General features: G+C 69.7%; 11 protein-coding genes, 1 tRNA gene and 1 rRNA gene. 12 read left to right on the top strand and 1 reads right to left on the bottom strand.

What is annotated here, in order from left to right:
• The 3 genes from rrf to ABT245_RS44430 form a co-directional block, all read left to right on the top strand.
• Positions 1-92, top strand: a 5S ribosomal RNA gene (gene rrf, locus ABT245_RS44440); the annotation flags it as partial.
• A gap of 115 nt (positions 93-207) precedes the next feature.
• The gene (locus tag ABT245_RS44435; RefSeq protein ID WP_351746458.1) at positions 208-870 is read left to right on the top strand and encodes a DegT/DnrJ/EryC1/StrS family aminotransferase; all 663 of its coding nucleotides are present in this window, start codon (positions 208-210) and stop codon (positions 868-870) included.
• A gap of 86 nt (positions 871-956) precedes the next feature.
• Positions 957-1,029 (top strand) — tRNA-Thr (locus tag ABT245_RS44430).
• Positions 1,030-1,103: 74 nt separating this feature from the next.
• On the opposite strand, the gene ABT245_RS44425 is transcribed toward ABT245_RS44430, so the two are convergent.
• Entirely contained in the window at positions 1,104-3,851 is a 2,748-nt protein-coding gene (locus ABT245_RS44425) for a SpoIIE family protein phosphatase (protein ID WP_351746453.1), read from the bottom strand.
• Positions 3,852-4,250: 399 nt separating this feature from the next.
• On the opposite strand from ABT245_RS44425, the gene ABT245_RS44420 reads away from it, so the two are divergent.
• The 9 genes from ABT245_RS44420 (at position 4,251) to ABT245_RS44380 (ending at position 18,556) form a co-directional block, all read left to right on the top strand.
• Positions 4,251-9,710, top strand: a complete 5,460-nt coding sequence (locus tag ABT245_RS44420; protein WP_351746450.1) for a HAMP domain-containing hybrid sensor histidine kinase/response regulator — start codon at positions 4,251-4,253, stop codon at positions 9,708-9,710.
• Positions 9,711-9,897: 187 nt separating this feature from the next.
• Positions 9,898-10,581 (top strand): response regulator, encoded by a 684-nt coding sequence (locus tag ABT245_RS44415; protein ID WP_351746447.1) that lies wholly within the window; start codon positions 9,898-9,900, stop codon positions 10,579-10,581.
• A 124-nt stretch (positions 10,582-10,705) separates the two neighbouring features.
• On the top strand, positions 10,706-13,405 hold the full coding sequence (locus ABT245_RS44410) for a DNA translocase FtsK (RefSeq protein ID WP_351746445.1): 2,700 nt from the start codon (positions 10,706-10,708) through the stop codon (positions 13,403-13,405).
• Between the two features lie 269 nt (positions 13,406-13,674).
• On the top strand, positions 13,675-14,517 hold the full coding sequence (locus ABT245_RS44405) for a helix-turn-helix domain-containing protein (protein ID WP_351746442.1): 843 nt from the start codon (positions 13,675-13,677) through the stop codon (positions 14,515-14,517).
• 91 nt (positions 14,518-14,608) lie between these two features.
• The gene (gene rimO / locus ABT245_RS44400) at positions 14,609-16,111 is read left to right on the top strand and encodes a 30S ribosomal protein S12 methylthiotransferase RimO (protein ID WP_351746439.1); all 1,503 of its coding nucleotides are present in this window, start codon (positions 14,609-14,611) and stop codon (positions 16,109-16,111) included.
• Positions 16,108-16,851, top strand: coding sequence for a CDP-diacylglycerol--glycerol-3-phosphate 3-phosphatidyltransferase (gene pgsA, locus ABT245_RS44395; protein ID WP_351746436.1), 744 nt, complete (start codon positions 16,108-16,110; stop codon positions 16,849-16,851). The genes rimO and pgsA overlap by 4 nt, the downstream gene beginning before the upstream one ends.
• The gene (locus ABT245_RS44390; protein ID WP_351746433.1) at positions 16,848-17,393 is read left to right on the top strand and encodes a CinA family protein; all 546 of its coding nucleotides are present in this window, start codon (positions 16,848-16,850) and stop codon (positions 17,391-17,393) included. Before pgsA ends, ABT245_RS44390 begins: the two co-directional genes overlap by 4 nt.
• A gap of 109 nt (positions 17,394-17,502) precedes the next feature.
• Entirely contained in the window at positions 17,503-17,877 is a 375-nt protein-coding gene (locus ABT245_RS44385; RefSeq protein WP_351746430.1) for a helix-turn-helix domain-containing protein, read from the top strand.
• 205 nt (positions 17,878-18,082) lie between these two features.
• The gene (locus ABT245_RS44380; protein WP_351746456.1) at positions 18,083-18,556 is read left to right on the top strand and encodes a Dps family protein; all 474 of its coding nucleotides are present in this window, start codon (positions 18,083-18,085) and stop codon (positions 18,554-18,556) included.
• The last annotated feature ends 62 nt before the right edge of the window (positions 18,557-18,618 follow it).

The following is an 18,618-nucleotide window of genomic DNA, read 5'->3' as shown; positions in this document are numbered from 1 at the left end:
CGCCCGGTTACATTCCGAACCCGGAAGCTAAGCCTTACAGCGCCGATGGTACTGCAGGGGGGACCCTGTGGGAGAGTAGGACACCGCCGAACAATTTTTCAAAAGGGTTGGGCTCTGAACTTCGGTTCGGGGCCCAACCCTTTTCTGTTTGCCGTAACTTGACGTTCACGTTGCGCGCTCAGCATCCAGGACATGGGTACTGCTGCCATGCTCAGGGCCGCCGGTGTCGGAGTCGGTGACGAGGTCGTCGTGCCGGCCTTCGGGAACGTCGAAGTCACCGAGGCCGTCACCCTCGCCGGTGCGCTCCCGGTGTTCGCCGACATAGACCCGGTGACGTACTGCCTGGACGCCTCCGCCGTCGAAGCGGCCGTAACCCCCCGTACCGCGGCGGTCGTCGTCGTGCACCGCTTCGGGCGGCGGGCGGACCTGGCGCAGTTGCATGCGACAGGGCAGCGGCACGGGCTTCTGGTGCTGGAACAGATCGAGTCCGAGGTGCCGTACGACGAGATCGCCCAACGGCGGCAGCGGGCCGCCTACCTCGACGCCAGGCTGCGCGGTGTGCGCACCCCTGACGGCGGTGACGGGCACACCTTCCAGCAGTACGTCGTGCGCGTGCCCGGGAACGGCCGGCCGGACCGGGACGCCTTCGCACGGGCCGTACGGGCCAGGGGAGTCGAGTGCCGGGTGCCGGTGAAGACACCCGTGCACCGGATGCCGGAGTTCCGTCGATGCGTGTCACTGCCGGAAACCGAGCGGGCCGCCGACGAGACGCTGGCGCTGCCCGTGGACGCCTCGTTGACGAAGCGGGACATGCAGCGGATCGCCTCCGCGTGCAATGCGCTCGGCGGACTGCTTCAACCCGCCTTCTGAGCGGCACTGAACAAGTTTGGGAGCACGGCTTCGTTCAGGGTATGCTCTGATCCGTTGCCGCGAGGGAAACCTCAAAAAGGCGACAGGCCCCTATAGCTCAGTCGGTAGAGCGTCTCCATGGTAAGGAGAAGGTCAACGGTTCGATTCCGTTTGGGGGCTCCGATGAGAAAGGGCCTCACCCGACCGGGTGGGGCCCTTTCTCATGCCTCGGTTTCTTCTCGGCCCTTTATGTCCTACTGGAGTTCCGGGATGCGCATCGCCAGGATGGCCATGTCGTCGGACGGCGCGTCGGAGGCGAAGCGTTCCACCGCGCGCATGATGCGGGCCGCGACCGCGCCGGCCGTCAGGCCCGTGCAGGTGGTGAGGACGTCCGCGAGTCCGTCGTCGCCCAACATGCGGGGGCCTTCCCGGCGTTCGGTGACGCCGTCCGTGACGCAGAGCAGCACGTCGCCCGGATCGAGGGTGACCGTTTCCTCGTACAGCTCCAGATCCTCCATGACGCCGAGAAGGGGCTGGGGTTCGGCCGCCGGCTCCACCGTGCCGTCCTGGCGCAGCCGCAGGGGGAGCGGGTGGCCGGCGCACACGACCTTCAACTCCGCGCTGCCGTCCGCCTGCGGGCGCATCTCGCCGTACAGGAGCGTCAGGAACCGGCTGCGGGAACCCTCGTCGAGGATGGCCGAGTTCAGGCGTTCCAGGACCGCCGGGCCGCTCAGGCCCTCGCGGGCCAGCAGGCGCAGCGCATGGCGGGCGAGGCCGGTCACGGCCGCAGCGTTGGGGCCCGTGCCGCAGACGTCGCCGATGGCGAAGCCGTAGGCGTCGTCGCTGATCGGGAAGACGTCGTAGAAGTCGCCGCCGACCTCGTTGCCCTCACCGGCCGCGCGGTAGATGACCTCGACCTCGACGCCCTCGATGTGCGGGGTGCCCGGCGGCAGCAGGCTGCGCTGGAGGGCCTGGCTGATGGCCGTGCGCTCCGAGTACAGCCGGGCGTTGTCCAGGGCCAGGGCGGCCCGGCGGGACAAGTCCTCGGCCAGTTCGAGGATTTCCTGCCGGAAGTGTTCGTCGGTCGGCTTGCCCAGGGTCAGCATGCCGATGACACGGTTGCGGGCGACGAGCGGGAGCACCACGGTCTCGCCGCCGACCGCGGAGGCCGTGGCGAGCGTCGGGCCGATGCCGGCGGAGACCTGATGGGGCGGTCCGCCGGTCAGGCCGAGGCTGCGCATGGACGTGCGCAGCGCCGCCTGGTGGGCCACCTCGCCGGGGGCCGTCCAGACCCGGGCTCCCGGGGTGGGTACCGGGTCCGGCGGCGGGATCTTCGACAGCAACGACTTGATGCCGTCGATGAGTTCCTCGTCCTCGTGCAGGACGTACGACAGATAGGGGTCCGAGGCCTGGTCGGCGATGGTGTAGACGGCGCACCAGGTGGCCAGGGTGGGCACCGTCATCTGGGCCATCAGGGCCAGCGTCTGGTCCCGGTCCAGGGTGCCGGCGAGCAGGTCGGAGGCCTCCACGAGGAAGCTCAGCGAGCCACGGCGCAGCCGCTCCAGCTCGCCGAGGCGGGCCGATTCCACGGCCAGGGCGATGCGGTCGGCGGCGAACTGGAGGCGCAGTGCCTCCTCGTTGGAGTAACGGCCGGGCGCCTCCGCGGCGACGCCCAGGGAGCCCGTGAGACGGCCCTCCACCTTGAGCGGGACGGTGACCACCGAGCGCATGCCGGTACCGGCCAGCAGCGGAACGGCGCCCGGCACGGCCGTGAGGTCGTCGTGGACGGCGGGCATACGGGCCGAGCCGTACCGGCCGGGCCCCGCCTCGACGGGCACGCGCGCGAAGCGCTGACGGGCCGAGGGCAGGCCGGTGGAGGCGCGGACCTCCAGTTCCGTCTCGTCGTCGGTCGCCAGCAGCAGGAAGGCGGAGTCGCCGTCGAGCATGTCGCGGGCGCGCTCCACGGTGCGCTGGAGGAGGCCGTCGAGGTCGTCCGGGGCGGGGGAGCCGATGAAGACCTCGAACGGGTCGGCGCTCTGGCCGTCGGAGGCCGCGGGAGTGTCGGAGGCCGGGACGCGCAACGGCGTCTGCAGGACGGCGCGTTCGTGGTCCCGCACCAGCAGGCAGACCGTGGAGGGTTCGCCGCCCGTGTCGCGTACTCGCAGGTGCGAGGCGTACACGGAGGTGATCCGGCCGTCGGCGCCGCGGATGCCGTAGCTGCCCTCCCAGCGCGACAGGCGCAGCGCCTCCACGATGCCGGTGCTGGTGCCCGGCGTGTGCGGCCAGGCGGCGAGGTCGGTCAGGGGCTTGCCGGTGACCTGGTCGGCGGCGTAGCCGAACAGGTCTTCCGCGTCCTCGTTCCAGGATGTGATGGCGCCCTCGCGGTCGATCTGGACGACCGCCACGCGGACCCGGCCGTCGGCGAGCGGGAGCAGGTCGGCGGGCAGGGACGGGCCGGCCGTGCGGGTGCCGACCGGTCGTTCTGGCAGGGCGAGTTGGAACCAGACCTTCTTGTGCGTGGGCGTGTACTCGACACCCCAGCGGGCGGCCAGGGCCGCGCACAGCTGGAGTCCGCGGCCGCCCTCGCGGTCCGGGCTGCTCATGGCGATCGCGGCGCTCTGCACCGGCAGTTCGCGCTCCGGGTAGCGGTCGGCCACCTCGATGCGTACGCCGTCCTCGGTGTGCAGGCACAGCACATCGGCGTGCGTGCCCGCGTGCACCACCGCGTTGGTGACGAGTTCGCTGGTGAGGACCACGGCGTCGTCGACGATGTCGGCGAAGCCCCAGCCCTGGAGGGTGTCGCGGACGAAGGACCGGGCGGTCGCGACGGATCGTCCGACGGGCTCGAAGCTGGCGGCCGCGCGCGCGGTGATCACAGAACTCCTCGGCCGGTTGTCGACGGGCAGGGCTGCGTGGCCGACCTGCTCGCGCCGCTGCTGCGGCATCCGCGCCCCCTTCGGCCGGTCCGGGGGCTGTCCCCCGGGGATGAGTCCGGTGGTCATGGTTCTGCGGCCGCCCCTCCGATGCCCGGTCGTTCTCCTGCCACCGCCCAGGCCGGATGGACCGGCGCGGCTGGACAGCCGCATGCAAGGTTACTTACCTTCGCCGTCCGGACGGAGGCCGGTCGCCGGTCTTTACGCCCCCGGGGTGTGCGGACGATGTGCGAAGCTGCCGAACTGTTATGGCCTGGTTCCACAGGGGTGAAACACTGGGCAAGCTTCTTGTGAAGGTCCGGACAGGCTGAGTGTGTTCTGTGCACGGGGGGCAGCAGCCCTTGGTGTGGCCGGGTCGCATCTGGAAGAAATACGCAGCATTAACCGGTACGCCGGAGTAACCGGAACACCGAACGGCAGTACCCGACGAGCACAGCAGTGACGGTCGACCCCCGCGGGAGGGACACAGTGGAGTCTGGCGCAGCGACGCGGGCCACGAACACGCGCGCGAAAGGCGGACGCTCCCTGGGAAAGCAGGGCGGCACCACCACGGTGGACACCGCTGCCCTGAACCGGCTGCTGGCGGCGCTCCTCGCCATGCGTGAGGGGAACTTCCGCAAGCGGCTCACGGTCTCCGGCGACGGCGTGATGTCCGAGATCGCCGCGGTCTTCAACGAGGTGGCCGACCGCAATCTGCACCTGACGGGTGAGCTGTCGCGGGTGCGGCGCATGGTGGGACGTGAGGGAAAGCTCACGGAACGGCTGGAGACGGGGGCCTGCGAGGGCTCCTGGGCCGCCGCCATCGACGCGTCCAACGCGCTCGTCGACGACCTCGTACGGCCCGTCTCCGAGGTCGGCCGGGTGCTGACCGCGGTGGCCGAGGGCGATCTGTCGCCGCGCATGGAACTGCGCACCCACGGGCCGGACGGCACCGGGCACCCGCTGCGCGGCGAGTTCCTCCGGGTCGGGCGGACCGTCAACAATCTGGTCGACCAGTTGTCCACGTTCACGGACGAGGTCACGCGCGTGGCCAGCGAGGTGGGCACCGAGGGCAAGCTGGGCGGCCAGGCACGGGTGCGCGGTATGTCCGGTTCGTGGAAGGACCTGACGGAGTCCGTCAACACCATGGCCAACCGGCTCACCGCGCAGGTCCGGGACATCGCCCTGGTGACCACCGCGGTCGCGCGCGGTGACCTGTCGCGCAAGGTCACCGTGCATGTGGCCGGCGAGATGCTGGAGCTGAAGAACACCGTCAACACGATGGTGGAGCAGTTGTCCGCGTTCTCGTCCGAGGTGACGCGGGTCGCGCGCGAGGTGGGCACCGAGGGCATCCTGGGCGGTCAGGCGCAGGTGCCCGGGGTGGCCGGCGTGTGGAAGGAACTGACCGACTCGGTCAACACCATGGCGGGCAACCTCACCGCCCAGGTGCGGGGAATCTCACAGGTCACCACGGCGGTCGCCAACGGTGATCTGTCACAGAAGGTGACTGTCCCGGCGCGCGGCGAGGTCGCGCAGCTCGCCGAGACGATCAACCAGATGACCGAGACGCTGCGGATCTTCGCCGACGAGGTCACGCGCGTGGCCAACGAGGTCGGCGGCGAGGGGCGGCTCGGCGGGCAGGCGAACGTGCCGGGCGCCGCGGGGACCTGGAAGGACCTCACGGACTCGGTGAACACGGTGTTCCGGAACCTGACCACCCAGGTGCGGGACATCGCCGCGGTGACCACGGCGGTGGCGAGCGGTGACCTGTCGCAGACGGTCACCGTCGACGTGGCCGGAGAGATGCTGGAGCTGAAGAACACCGTCAACGGGATGGTGGACCAGCTTTCCGCGTTCGGCGCCGAGGTCACGCGGGTGGCGCGGGAGGTCGGGGTCGAGGGCGAGCTGGGCGGCCAGGCGCAGGTGCCGGGCGCGGCGGGCACCTGGAAAGACCTCACGGACTCGGTCAACACGGCGTTCCGCAACCTCACCGGTCAGGTCCGCAACATCGCCCAGGTGACGACGGCGGTGGCCAACGGCGATCTGTCGCAGAAGGTCACGGTCGACGTCTCCGGCGAGATGCTCCAGCTGAAGAACACCGTGAACACGATGGTGGACCAGCTGTCGAGCTTCGCCGACCAGGTGACCCGGATGGCCCGGGACGTGGGCACGGAGGGCCGCCTGGGCGGTCAGGCACGCGTGGACGGTGTCTCGGGCACCTGGAAGGAGCTGACGGACTCCGTCAACTTCATGGCGGGCAATCTGACCTCCCAGGTGCGGCAGATCGCGCAGGTGACGACGGCGGTGGCGCGGGGCGACCTGTCGCAGAAGATCGACGTCGACGCGCGCGGGGAGATCCTGGAGCTGAAGAACACCATCAACACGATGGTCGACCAGCTGTCCGCCTTCGCCGACCAGGTGACCAAGGTGGCCCGCGAGGTGGGCACCGAGGGCCGCCTCGGCGGGCAGGCGCAGGTGCCCGGCGTGGCGGGCGTGTGGCGCGACCTGACCGACTCCGTGAACGGCATGGCCGGCAACCTCACCGCCCAGGTCCGCAACATCGCCCAGGTGGCCACGGCGGTGGCGCGGGGCGACCTGTCCCAGAAGATCACCGTGGACGCGCGCGGGGAGATCCAGGAGCTGAAGAACACCCTGAACACGATGGTGGACCAGCTGTCGTCGTTCGCCCAGGAGGTCACGCGCGTCGCGCGCGAGGTGGGCACCGAGGGCATGCTGGGCGGCCAGGCGGAGGTCCAGGGGGTCGCGGGCACCTGGAAGGACCTCACGCAGTCCGTGAACTTCATGGCGAACAACCTGACCATCCAGGTCCGCAACATCGCCGAGGTCACCACCGCGGTCGCCAAGGGCGACCTGTCGAAGAAGATCACCGTCGACGCCAAGGGTGAGATCCTCGAACTCGTCACCACGGTCAACACCATGGTCGACCAGCTGTCGTCCTTCGCCGAGCAGGTGACCCGGGTGGCGCGTGAGGTGGGCACCGAGGGGATCCTCGGCGGCCAGGCGCATGTGCCGGGTGTCACGGGCATCTGGAAGGACCTCAGCAACAACGTGAACCTCATGGCCAACAACCTGACCATGCAGGTGCGCAACATCTCCCAGGTCTCGGCGGCCGTCGCCAACGGCGACCTGACGCGCCAGGTGACGATCGAGGCGCGCGGCGAGGTGGCGCAGCTCGCCGACACCATCAACACGATGGTCAAAACGCTGAGTTCGTTCGCCGACCAGGTCACCAAGGTGGCCCGCGAGGTGGGCACGGACGGCATCCTCGGCGGCCAGGCGCATGTCCCGGGCGTGGCGGGCACGTGGAAGGACCTCACCGAGTCGGTGAACCAGATGGCGTCCAACCTGACCGGTCAGGTGCGCAACATCGCCATGGTCACGACGGCCATCGCCAAGGGCGACCTGACCAAGAAGATCGACATCGATGCCCGGGGCGAGATCCTCGAACTCAAGACGACGATCAACACCATGGTCGACCAGCTGTCGAGCTTCGCCGAGGAGGTCACCCGGGTCGCCCGTGAGGTGGGCACGGAGGGCCAGCTCGGCGGGCAGGCACGCGTGCGTGACGTGGACGGAACCTGGCGCGACCTGACCGAGTCCGTGAACGAGATGGCCGGGAATCTCACCCGGCAGGTGCGCGCCATCGCGCGCGTGGCGACCGCGGTGACCCGGGGCGACCTGAACCTGAAGATCGACGTCGACGCGTCCGGCGAGATCCAGGAGCTTCAGGACTACATCAACAAGATGATCGCCAACCTGCGGGACACCACGATCGCCAACAAGGAGCAGGACTGGCTCAAGGGCAACCTGGCGCGCATCTCCGCGCTGATGCAGGGCCGCCGCGACCTGGAGGACGTCGCCTCGCTGATCATGAGCGAGCTGACGCCGGTGGTCTCCGCGCAGCACGGCGCGTTCTTCCTGGCGATGCCGCTCGTCGACGGCAAGGACATGAACGACGAGAGCAAGGACCCCTACGAGCTGCGCATGCTCGGTTCGTACGGCTACTCGATGGGTTCCATGCCGACGTCGTTCCGCCCCGGTGAGGCGCTGATCGGAACGGCCGCCAAGGAAAAACGCACCATCCTGGTGGAGAACGCGCCCAGCGGCTACCTGAAGATCTCCTCGGGGCTCGGCGAGGCGCCGCCCGCCCAGGTGATCGTGCTGCCCGTGCTGTTCGAGGGCACCGTGCTCGGTGTGATCGAGCTGGCGTCCTTCACAGCGTTCACGCAGATCCAGAAGGACTTCCTCAACCAGATCGCCGAGATGATCGCGACCAGCGTCAACACCATCTCCGTCAACACCAAGACCGAGGTGCTGCTGAGGCAGTCGCAGGAGCTGACCGAGCAACTGCGGGAGCGGTCGGCCGAGTTGGAGAACCGGCAGAAGGCGCTCCAGGCGTCCAACGCGGAACTGGAGGAGAAGGCCGAGCTGCTGGCCCAGCAGAACCGGGACATCGAGGTCAAGAACACCGAGATCGAGGAGGCGCGGCAGGTCCTGGAGGAGCGCGCCGAGCAGTTGGCGGTCTCCATGCGCTACAAGAGCGAGTTCCTGGCCAACATGTCGCACGAGCTGCGCACCCCGCTCAACTCGCTGCTGATCCTGGCCAAGCTGCTCGCCGACAACGCCGACTCCAACCTGACCCCGAAGCAGGTCGAGTTCGCCGAGACGATCCACGGTGCCGGTTCCGACCTGCTCCAGCTGATCAACGACATCCTGGACCTGTCGAAGGTCGAGGCGGGCAAGATGGATGTCTCGCCGACGCGTATCGCGCTGGTCCAGCTGGTGGACTACGTGGAGGCCACCTTCCGCCCGCTGACCGCGGAGAAGGGGCTCGACCTGTCCGTACGGGTCTCTCCGGAGCTGCCGGCCACGCTCCACACGGACGAGCAGCGTCTGCTCCAGGTGCTGCGGAACCTGTTGTCGAACGCGGTGAAGTTCACCGACTCCGGATCGGTCGAGCTGGTGATCAGGCCGGCCGGCGCGGACGTCCCGGTGGGCGTCCGGGAGCAGCTGCTGGAGGCCGGTTCGCTCACCGACCCGGACGCGGCGCTGATCGCGTTCTCGGTGACCGACACCGGGATCGGCATCGCGGCCAGCAAGATGCGGGTCATCTTCGAGGCGTTCAAGCAGGCGGACGGCACGACCAGCCGCAAGTACGGCGGCACGGGTCTCGGGCTGTCGATCTCGCGGGAGATCGCGCAGCTGCTCGGCGGCGAGATTCACGCGCAGAGCGAACCGGGACGCGGCTCCACGTTCACCTTGTATTTGCCGTTGCACCCGAGCGAATTGCCGCCGCAGGGCTATCAGCAGGCGGCGCCCGCACTGGCGGCGGGCGACCTGGTGGCCTCCGAGCAGCTGCTGTCCGAGCTGTCCGGCGCCGAGATCGAGACGCCGGCCGAGGTGAAGTCGTACCAGGAGACGCAGAACGGCGCCGCGGCCCTCTTCAGGCGCCGCCGCAGGGGCGCCCCGGCGGTCGAACAGCGGCCCGCGCAGTGGTCGGCCGTGGAACAGGAGCCGGCCCCGCAGGCGCGCCGCGGAGTGCGGTTCGGCGGCGAGAAGGTGCTGATCGTCGACGACGACATCCGCAACGTCTTTGCCCTCACCAGCGTCCTGGAGCAGCACGGCCTGTCCGTGCTGTACGCCGAGAACGGCCGCGAGGGCATCGAGGTCCTGGAGCAGCACGACGACGTGGCGGTCGTGCTGATGGACATCATGATGCCCGAGATGGACGGGTACGCGACGACCACCGCGATCCGCCGGATGCCCCAGTTCGCCGGGCTGCCGATCATCGCGCTGACCGCGAAGGCGATGAAGGGCGACCGGGAGAAGGCGATCGAGTCGGGGGCGTCCGACTACGTCACCAAGCCGGTCGATCCGGACCATCTGCTGACGGTGATGCGGCAGTGGATGCACGAGGAGGCCGTGTGATGGTGTGGGTTTCGGGGAACCATTCGGTCCCCTGCCGCGTTTTTGCTATGTGCACAGTGACATCGCGGTGACAGGGTGTGGCGACGGGCGGGGTACGGCTACGATGACCGGCACAAGGACGGGCGGCGCAAGGGAGTCGTCCCCTGGGGCGGCGCCCGGTGTACCGCCGGGGCGAGGAGGGCGGGCCATGGTGCAGAAGGCCAAGATCCTCCTGGTCGATGACCGGCCGGAGAATCTGCTGGCGCTGGAGGCCATCCTCTCTGCGCTCGATCAGACGCTGGTGCGGGCATCGTCCGGGGAGGAAGCGCTCAAAGCACTGCTCACGGACGACTTCGCGGTCATTCTGCTGGATGTCCAGATGCCGGGCATGGACGGCTTCGAGACCGCCGCGCACATCAAGCGGCGGGAGCGGACGCGGGACATCCCGATCATCTTCCTCACCGCGATCAATCACGGCCCCCACCACACCTTCCGGGGGTACGCCGCGGGCGCGGTGGACTACATCTCCAAGCCCTTCGACCCGTGGGTGCTGCGCGCGAAGGTCTCGGTGTTCGTCGAGCTGTACATGAAGAACTGTCAGCTGAGGGAGCAGGCGGCGCTGCTGCGGCTCCAGTTGGAGGGCGGCGGCAAGGGCGCGGTCGGCCCCGGCAAGGAGCCCGCGGGGCTGCTCGCAGAGCTGTCGGCGCGGCTCGCGGCCGTCGAGGAGCAGGCGGAGGCGCTGTCCAAGCAGTTGGACGACGAGTCCGCGGACGCGGCGGCGGTGGCCACGGCGGCCCATCTCGAACGCAAACTCACGGGGTTGCGCCGGGCGCTCGACGCGCTGGAGCCCGGCACCGGCAGCGATGCCCCGTCGCTGCCGACACAGAACTGACGCCCGCCCGGCCCGCAGTTGCGCATGAGCGTGCGTCAGTTCCGTGCCCCGGTACGGGCGACACGAACGGGTGAAGCTCTGGGCACGCGTGTCCGCTGTCGTCTCTCCCGGTAATCTCACATCCATGGCCTCACGTCCCTCCGCAGCCAAGAAGCAGCCCGCCAAGAAGGCGGCTGCTCCGGCGAAGGCTGCGGCGAAGAAGGCCCCCGCGAAGAAGGCTCCTGCCAAGAAGGCCGCGGCGAAGAAGCCGGCGCCCAAGCCGGCGCCCAGTCCCACCGGGGGCGTCTACCGGCTCGTGCGCGCGCTCTGGCTCGGCCTCGCGCACGCCGTCGGCGCCGTCTTCCGCGGGATAGGGCAGGGTGCGAAGAACCTCGATCCGGCGCACCGCAAGGACGGCGTCGCGCTGCTGCTGTTCGGCATCGCGCTGATCGTCGCCGCCGGCACCTGGGCCGATCTGCGTGGCCCGGTCGGTGACCTCGTGGAGATCCTGGTGACCGGTGCCTTCGGCCGGCTCGATCTGCTGGTGTCGATACTGCTCGCGGTGATCGCCGTGCGGTTCGTCCGCCATCCCGAGAAGCCGGAGGCCAACGGCCGCATCGTGATCGGGCTGTCGGCGCTGGTCATCGGCGTGCTCGGACAGGTCCACATCGCCTGCGGCTCGCCCGCGCGCAGCGACGGGATGCAGGCCATAAGGGACGCCGGCGGTCTCATCGGCTGGGCGGCGGCGACCCCGCTGTCGTACACGATGACCGACGTACTGGCCGTGCCGCTGCTCGTGCTGCTCACGGTCTTCGGGCTGCTCGTTGTCACGGCCACCCCGGTCAACGCCGTCCCGCAGCGGCTGCGGGCGCTCGGCGTACGGCTCGGCGTACTGCACGACCCCGAGGGCGAGCGGCTCACCGAGGACGACGACCGCTACGACGAGCAGTGGCGCGAGGCCCTGCCCGCGCGCCCCCGCGCACGCCGGGGCGGCTCCGCGGCGTACGACCCGGACGGGGCCGAGCAGGAAGCGCTCTCCAAGCGCCGAGGCCGGCCCAGGCGCTCCGCGGTGCCGCAGCCCGCGCTGGATGGGCGGCTGGACGCCGTGGACATCGCCGCGGCGGCCGCGGCCGACCTCGACGGCGCCGTCCTGCACGGCATGCCGCCCTCGCCGCTGGTGGCCGACCTCACCCAGGGTGTGAGCGTGGGCGACCGCGAGGAGACCACGCCGACGCCGGTCCCGGTCCCGGCCGCGCGCCCCAAGCAGGAGAAGCTGAAGGCCGACGCGGTCGTGCCCGACCTGACCAAGGCGGCACCCGACGAGATCCGCGACCTGCCCGCGCGCGCGGAACAGCTTCAGCTGTCCGGCGACATCACCTACTCCCTGCCCTCGCTCGACCTGCTGGAGCGCGGCGGGCCGGGCAAGGTGCGCAGCGCGGCCAACGACGCGATCGTCGCCTCGCTCACCAACGTCTTCACCGAGTTCAAGGTCGACGCGGCTGTCACCGGCTTCACCCGTGGGCCGACGGTCACCCGCTACGAGGTCGAGCTGGGCCCCGCCGTCAAGGTCGAGCGGATCACCGCGCTCACCAAGAACATCGCGTACGCCGTCGCCAGCCCCGACGTGCGGATCATCAGCCCCATCCCCGGCAAGTCCGCGGTCGGCATCGAGATCCCGAACACCGACCGGGAGATGGTCAACCTCGGTGATGTGCTGCGCCTCGCGGACGCCGCCGAGGACGACCATCCGATGCTGGTCGCGCTCGGCAAGGACGTCGAGGGCGGCTATGTGATGGCGAACCTCGCCAAGATGCCGCACGTGCTCGTCGCCGGCGCCACCGGCTCCGGCAAGTCGTCCTGCATCAACTGCCTGATCACCTCGATCATGATGCGTGCGAGCCCCGAGGACGTCCGCATGGTCCTGGTCGACCCCAAGCGCGTGGAGCTGACCGCCTACGAGGGCATCCCGCATCTGATCACGCCGATCATCACCAACCCCAAGCGGGCGGCCGAGGCGCTCCAGTGGGTGGTGCGCGAGATGGACCTGCGCTACGACGACCTGGCCGCCTACGGCTACCGGCACATCGACGACTTCAACGAGGCCGTGCGGGTCGGCAAGGTGAAGCCGCCGGAGGGCAGCGAACGGGAACTCCAGCCCTACCCGTACCTGCTGGTCATCGTCGACGAGCTGGCCGACCTGATGATGGTGGCGCCGCGCGACGTGGAAGACGCGATCGTGCGCATCACGCAGCTCGCGCGCGCGGCCGGCATCCACCTGGTGCTCGCCACCCAGCGGCCGTCGGTCGACGTGGTCACCGGTCTGATCAAGGCGAACGTGCCCTCACGGCTCGCGTTCGCCACCTCCTCGCTCGCCGACTCACGCGTCATCCTCGACCAGCCGGGCGCCGAGAAGCTGATCGGCAAGGGCGACGGGCTGTTTCTGCCGATGGGCGCCAACAAGCCGACCCGTATGCAGGGCGCCTTCGTCACCGAGGAGGAGGTCGCGGCCGTCGTCCGGCACTGCAAGGAGCAGATGGCTCCCGTCTTCCGGGACGACGTCACCGTCGGCACCAAACAGAAGAAGGAGATCGACGAGGACATCGGGGACGACCTCGACCTGCTGTGCCAGGCGGCCGAACTGGTCGTCTCCACACAGTTCGGGTCGACGTCGATGCTGCAGCGCAAGCTGCGCGTCGGGTTCGCCAAGGCGGGCCGGCTCATGGACCTCATGGAGTCCCGCGGTGTCGTCGGGCCCAGCGAGGGATCCAAGGCCCGTGACGTTCTGGTGAAACCCGACGAACTCGATGGCGTGCTCGCCGTGATACGTGGAGAGTCTGAAGGCTAGGGGCAGGCCGTTCGGCGGTCCGAGACGGGTGGCAGCGGCACCGTGATCCACCTGTTAGAGACCGGTGAGCAACCGTTTCCCTTTGACATACGTCAAGTTGAGCGAGCGGCCAGGCGCGGACCCCGGAGCGGTCCGGGCCTGACCCGTCATCGGAATGACCGGCCATTCCGATGGCGTACAAAGTCCTACCGCCCGGTTGCCCCACTCTTTCGCACCCCCCCTAGACTGAACCTCTAGCACAGGTGGCTACACGCTCGAAAGGCGCCCCCGTGTCCATCGGCAACTCCCCTGAAGACGAGCGTCCGTTCCCAGACGTGTCCGAGGAATCCCGAGTCTCCGTCGGCCGCGCCCTCCAGCAGGCGCGCATCGCGGCCGGGCTGACCGTCGACGACGTCAGCAGCGCCACTCGCGTCCGCATCGCCATCGTGCACGCCATCGAGGCGGACGACTTCGGCCCGTGCGGCGGAGACGTGTACGCCCGCGGGCACATCCGGACCCTGGCCAGGGCCGTCCACCTCGATCCCGCCCCGCTTCTCGCGCAGTACGACACCGAGCGCGGCGGGCGGCCCGCGCCCACGCCTGCCGCCCCGCTGTTCGAGGCGGAACGCATCCGGCCCGAGCGGCGCGGACCCAACTGGACGGCGGCCATGGTCGCCGCGATCGTCGCTGTGATCGGCTTCGTCGGTTTCACCGCGTTCAAGGGCGGCGACAGCGGGAACGACGCCAAGGCGCAGGTCGCCGAGGGAGCCACACCCGCGACCAGCAAGCCGGCCACGCCGAAGCCGGCCGACACCAAGCCCGCCGACCAGACGCCCGTGCCGTCCGACAGCGCCATCGCGGCCGCCCCGCAGGACAAGGTGACCGTCCAGGTGAGCGCCGCCGACGGCCGCAGCTGGATCTCGGCCAAGGACCACAACGGCCGGATGCTGTTCGACGGGCTCCTGGAGAAGGGCGATTCCAAGACCTTCCAGGACAGCTCGAAGATCAACCTCATCCTCGGCGACGCCGGGGCGATCCAGCTCTACGTCAACGGCAAGAAGATCCAGGACGATTTCCAGCCGGGAGCCGTGGAACGCCTTACGTACACCAAGGGCGACCCCGAGGTCGGTTAGGCGGACCCCGGGTTGTTCCGTCGACGGGGCCGGTGGTGATCGCCAACCCCGTCGACAGAGGGTGTCAGTGAGACGAAGTAGTCTTGAGCGCATGCCTGAACGCCGTACCGTCGCACTCGTCACACTCGGCTGCGCCCGTAACGAGGTGGACTCGGAGGAGCTCGCAGGCCGTTTGGAGGCGGACGGCTGGCAGCTCGTCGAGGACGCCACGGACGCCGATGTCGCCGTGGTCAACACCTGTGGCTTCGTCGAGGCCGCCAAGAAGGACTCCGTCGACGCGCTCCTGGAGGCCAACGACCTCAAGGGGCAGGGCAGAACGCAGGCCGTCGTGGCGGTGGGCTGCATGGCCGAGCGGTACGGCAGGGAACTGGCCGACGCCCTCCCCGAGGCCGACGGCGTGCTCGGTTTTGACGACTACGCGAACATCTCCGACCGTCTGCAGACGATCCTGAGCGGTGGCATCCACGCCGCGCACACCCCGCGCGACCGGCGCAAGCTGCTGCCGATCAGCCCCGCCGAGCGCCAGGAGTCGGCCGCCTCGGTCGCCCTGCCGGGGCACGCGCCGACGGATCTCCCCGAGGGCGTCGCCCCGGCGTCGGGACCGCGTGCGCCCCTGCGCCGTCGCCTGGACGGATCCCCGGTCGCCTCGGTCAAGCTCGCCTCCGGCTGCGACCGGCGCTGCTCCTTCTGCGCCATCCCGTCCTTCCGCGGCTCCTTCATCTCGCGCCGCCCGAGCGACGTGCTGAACGAGACACGGTGGCTGGCCGAGCAGGGTGTCAAGGAGATCATGCTGGTCTCCGAGAACAACACCTCCTACGGCAAGGACCTGGGCGACATCCGTCTCCTGGAGTCGCTGCTGCCCGAGCTGGCCGAGGTCGACGGCATCGAGCGGGTGCGGGTCAGCTACCTCCAGCCGGCCGAGATGCGTCCGGGGCTGATCGACGTGCTGACCTCCACCCCCAAGGTCGCCCCCTACTTCGACCTGTCCTTCCAGCACTCCGCGCCCGGCGTGCTGCGCGCGATGCGCCGCTTCGGCGACACCGACCGCTTCCTGGAACTGCTCGGCACCATCCGGTCCAAAGCCCCGCAGGCCGGCGTGCGCTCCAACTTCATCGTCGGTTTCCCCGGCGAGACGGAGGCCGACCTCGCCGAACTCGAACGCTTCCTGAACCACGCCCGGCTGGACGCCATCGGCGTCTTCGGCTACTCCGACGAGGAGGGCACGGAGGCGGCGACGTACGACGACAAGCTCCACGAGGACGTCGTGGCCGAGCGGCTGGCGCATGTGTCCCGGCTGGCCGAGGAACTCGTCTCGCAGCGGGCCGAGGAACGCGTGGGCGAAACCGTGCACGTACTGGTCGAGTCCGTCGGACAGGACGACCACGGCGCCGCAGGCGACGACACCGATGACGGGGTGTACGGCCGCGGCGTGCATCAGGCGCCGGAGACGGACGGCCAGGTGCTGCTCACGAGCGGCGCGGGCCTGAGCATCGGTCGTATGGTCGAGGCGAAGGTGGTCGGTACGGAAGGTGTGGACCTGGTGGCCGAGCCGCTTGAGGGCTCGCTCGCGTGTAGTGAGGAGGCGGGCAGATGACGGGAGTCCCGGCATCCGCTGCGGGCGGCTCCTCCGGCGCGCGGGGGGCCCCGGGCTCCGCCGCCGAAGAACCGGCGGGCGTGGCCGTCTCCGGCGCGCAGGGCGCGACGAGGCCCGCGCGCGGCGGGAAACTGGCGGCGGCGGCCGTCAACCAGGCCAGCGTCTGGAACGTCGCCAATCTGCTGACGATGCTCCGGCTGCTCCTCGTCCCGGGTTTTGTGGCGCTCATGCTGGCCGACGGCGGCTATGACCCGGCGTGGCGCTCGCTCGCCTGGGCCGCCTTCGCCATCGCCATGATCACCGACCTGTTCGACGGCCATCTGGCACGCACCTACGACCTGGTCACCGACTTCGGGAAGATCGCCGACCCCATCGCCGACAAGGCGATCATGGGGGCGGCGCTGATCTGTCTCTCGGCCCTCGACGATCTGCCGTGGTGGGTGACGGTCGTCATCCTGGGCCGGGAACTGGGCATCACCCTGCTGCGTTTCCTCGTCATCCGGTACGGCGTCATTCCTGCGAGCCGCGGCGGCAAGCTCAAGACGCTCACCCAGGGCGTGGCCGTGGGGATGTATGTGCTGGCGCTGACGGGCTGGCTGGCCACCCTGAGGTTCTGGGTGATGGCGGCGGCGGTCGTCCTGACCGTCGTGACCGGCCTCGACTATGTGAGACAGGCCATTGTGCTGCGCAGGCGGGGAATGGCCGAGCGGACGGCGGCGTTGGAGGAGTCCGAAGCGTGAATTCCGCGGCTGCCGAAGTGGTGCGGCTACTGACCGTGAGAGGCGAGACGCTCGCCGTCGCGGAGTCGCTGACGGGCGGTCTGGTTGCGGCGGAGATCACCGCGGTCGCCGGGGCCTCGAAGTGCTTTCGCGGTTCGATCACCGCGTACGCCACCGATCTGAAGCACCGGCTGCTGGACGTCGACGCCGGTCTGCTGGACCGCAACGGAGCGGTGGACCCGCAGGTCGCGGCGCAGATGGCGGCCGGAGTGCGCGCGGCACTCGGCGCCGACTGGGGCATCGCGACAACCGGTGTGGCCGGGCCCGAACCGCAGGACGGCCGACCCGTGGGCACCGTGTTCGTCGCCGTGGACGGTCGGCGCGGACCGGAGTCCGGTTCTGCCGGTGGCGGAAAAGTGGAGGCCCTGCGGTTGAACGGCCGACGTGCGGAAATCCGTATGGAGAGTGTACGGAGCGTACTCGCACTGCTCCTGAAGGAGCTTGTGGGCGAACAGACCGGGAATGAGCGGGCACAGGATACGGAACAGAACGGGGGGTTTTGATGTTTGCAGCCCTGAGTGAACACGACATCGCTCCCCGCACGGCCGCAGCGCTAGGCGGTACGGTGGGGCGAGAAGGATGCGGCTACGCGGTCCGAGGAGGGAGCCACCGATGATTCTGCTCCGTCGCCTGCTTGGTGACGTGCTGCGTCGGCAGCGCCAACGCCAGGGCCGTACTCTGCGCGAAGTCTCCTCGTCCGCCCGAGTCTCGCTCGGCTATCTCTCCGAGGTGGAGCGGGGGCAGAAGGAGGCTTCCTCCGAACTGCTCTCCGCCATCTGCGACGCGCTGGACGTACGGATGTCCGAGCTCATGCGGGAAGTGAGCGACGAACTCGCCCTCGCCGAGCTGGCCCGGTCCGCCGCGGCCACCGAGTCCGTGCCCACGCCGGTTCGTCCGATGCTGGGTTCCGTCTCGGTGACCGGTGTGCCACCGGACCGGGTGACCATCAAGGCCCCCGCCGAGGCGGTGGACGTGGTCGCCGCGTGACCCTCACGCGCGTGGCCCGGTAACGCGACACGTGAAAGGCCCCGGCCGGGGCCACTGCGGGGAGAACCCCGCGGGGCGCGGCCGGGGCCTTCGGGCTGCGCGCACGCCCTAGGGCCGTCGGAGTTCACTTTGCGCCCATTTGCCGGTACCGGGTGGGGCGGTCATGGTGGAGGGACATGACCGGGTGAACCAACGGAGGCTGTGGATGTATGTCGTCAAGAGCCCCCTGTCCGACGACGCGGACCTCAAGACCGTGGCCGAGGTGCTGCAAGGTGCCCTCGTCGATCTGCTGGACCTCTCACTGGTCGCCAAGCAGCTCCACTGGAACATCGTCGGCCCCCGCTTCCGGTCCGTCCATCTCCAGCTCGACGATGTCGTCACCACCGCCCGCACCCACTCGGACACCGTGGCCGAGCGGGCGGCCACGCTGGGCGTGCCGCCCGATGGGCGCGCGGCGACGGTGGCCACCGGCAGCGGCATCGGCGTGACGCCCGAGGGCTGGGTCAGGGACGCCGACGCGGTGCGGACGATCGTGGACGCGCTGGCCGCGGTGATCATGCGTATGCGGGAGCGGGTGACCGCGACCGCGGAACCGGACCCGGTGACCCAGGACATCCTCATCGGCATCACAGCCGATCTGGAGAAACACCACTGGATGTTCCAGGCGGAGAACGGCTAGGCAGGTCAGGGATTCGGAACCGCTCTGACCTGCGCTCTAGGGTGTCGCTGTTGTCGGTCGTG

Source organism: Streptomyces sp. NPDC001508, from assembly GCF_040298665.1.
In the GTDB taxonomy this organism is placed as follows: Bacteria; Actinomycetota; Actinomycetes; order Streptomycetales; family Streptomycetaceae; genus Streptomyces.
This window is presented reverse-complemented; position numbering and strand designations above follow the sequence as displayed.

Excerpts from the sequence above, each read along its gene's own strand:
- ABT245_RS44435 (WP_351746458.1), top strand. The coding sequence starts at position 208 with ATGCTCAGGGCCGCCGGTGTCGGAGTCGGTGACGAGGTCGTCGTGCCG.
- ABT245_RS44425 (WP_351746453.1), bottom strand. The coding sequence starts at position 3,851 with ATGACCACCGGACTCATCCCCGGGGGACAGCCCCCGGACCGGCCGAAG.
- ABT245_RS44415 (WP_351746447.1), top strand. The coding sequence starts at position 9,898 with ATGGTGCAGAAGGCCAAGATCCTCCTGGTCGATGACCGGCCGGAGAAT.
- ABT245_RS44410 (WP_351746445.1), top strand. The coding sequence starts at position 10,706 with ATGGCCTCACGTCCCTCCGCAGCCAAGAAGCAGCCCGCCAAGAAGGCG.
- rimO (WP_351746439.1), top strand. The coding sequence starts at position 14,609 with ATGCCTGAACGCCGTACCGTCGCACTCGTCACACTCGGCTGCGCCCGT.
- pgsA (WP_351746436.1), top strand. The coding sequence starts at position 16,108 with ATGACGGGAGTCCCGGCATCCGCTGCGGGCGGCTCCTCCGGCGCGCGG.
- ABT245_RS44385 (WP_351746430.1), top strand. The coding sequence starts at position 17,503 with ATGATTCTGCTCCGTCGCCTGCTTGGTGACGTGCTGCGTCGGCAGCGC.
- ABT245_RS44380 (WP_351746456.1), top strand. The coding sequence starts at position 18,083 with ATGTATGTCGTCAAGAGCCCCCTGTCCGACGACGCGGACCTCAAGACC.